Origin of the sequence: Anaerobiospirillum succiniciproducens DSM 6400 (assembly GCF_000482845.1) — a bacterium.
In the GTDB taxonomy this organism is placed as follows: Bacteria; Pseudomonadota; Gammaproteobacteria; order Enterobacterales; family Succinivibrionaceae; genus Anaerobiospirillum; species Anaerobiospirillum succiniciproducens.
Genome location: NZ_AXWV01000150.1, coordinates 1 through 1,325, shown reverse-complemented (window position 1 = coordinate 1,325; position 1,325 = coordinate 1). Strand labels below are relative to the sequence as shown.

General features: G+C 41.9%; 1 protein-coding gene and 1 tRNA gene. One reads left to right on the top strand and one right to left on the bottom strand.

Translation table 11 applies throughout. The features are described from left to right. Positions 1-700 precede the first annotated feature (700 nt). Positions 701-931 (bottom strand): hypothetical protein, encoded by a 231-nt coding sequence (locus tag H524_RS17360; RefSeq protein ID WP_156907614.1) that lies wholly within the window; start codon positions 929-931, stop codon positions 701-703. Positions 932-1,241: 310 nt separating this feature from the next. On the opposite strand from H524_RS17360, the gene H524_RS0111940 reads away from it, so the two are divergent. Continuing rightward, positions 1,242-1,325: transfer RNA gene (locus tag H524_RS0111940), tRNA-Leu, on the top strand.

The window sequence follows — 1,325 nt, the reverse complement described above, 5'->3', positions numbered from 1 at the left end:
ACTTAAAATCCCTCGGACTAAACATCCGTGCCGGTTCGACCCCGGCCCTGGGCACCAATTACAAGAAAGATGCGCAAGCATCTTTTTTTGTTTCTGGGCAATGCAAAATCTCACCTTATGCCCAGTAGCTGTTCAGCACTTTCTTGCTAATACCACCAAAAGCTTATTAGCATCACGTTAAAGCCCCTCAAAACCACAGCAACCAATCCTTTTTCTACAGGCTTCTTCTCCGTGCCTTGTACACATATTTTGCTGTACTTTGTCTTATTGTTGCCATGGTCTTGTATGGAATTTCATACAAAGCATGTCTAGCAAAACTTTGATTTATTAAGCCATCAGCTTACAAAATCTTGCTGTAATCAATATCATCATCCACATAATCGCAGTCAACCTCAGTGAGGTAATTGATCATGCTATCAATACTACCAGCTGAGAGCTTTGATACTTCCTGCAAAGATATAGGCACCTGACAATGTATTGCCTTTAACAACTTGGCTAGATGTGCATAGATTGCTTTTTAGTAGACGCCATTATCATGCCTTTGAACTACTATCTCATCAAGATTATTGAACAGAGCATCCAAAGAGCCCAAGGCCTAAGCAAACTCACTTGTGTGATGCTCTCTAGCATATGCAAGTCGGTCGCTTGATCGCTATAGTCTAATATAAGAGGTCTTGCTTGAAGCACGCCTAAATGCCACTCAGTAGCCGTACGGTATGGCTTTGCTACATAAGAGCTTTAGGACATAAGAGCTTTGCTGACTATCACGAGCCGAGATTGTATTAGAATTTCCATACCCCTTTGCTACAGACTGCATTTCCTTGTGAGTAATTGAGTCTGTTTTCTTCTCAAAAGAGTATGAGGCATCCTCGTTTGAAAACACTACGTAGTCTTTGAGTTCTGAATAGTCCTGAAAAAACCACTCTCTCAAGTCTACATAGCCTGAACCCAAAACTAGGCTAGAACTATGTGTTTGGCAATTATACCGGTCATTAACGCCAATCCTGAACTATCTCATCAGCTTCAAATCAGATTCTCACATCACATCAATCTGATGCCACCTGAACCATGGATGCGCATCAAGATGGCTTTTATACACTCAATACTTGCATGCGTGCATGGCTTGTTTAAGCACTTTTAATAAAACCTCAACAGATTTTTTAAAAACATCTTGCACTAGTCTGCAAATTCTATATAATTAGCACCGTTGTCAGCGACCTGACAGCAACAAAAAATTGATCGCCCAGGTGGTGAAATTGGTAGACACAAGGGACTTAAAATCCCTCGGACTAAACATCCGTGCCGGTTCGACCCCGGCCCTGGGC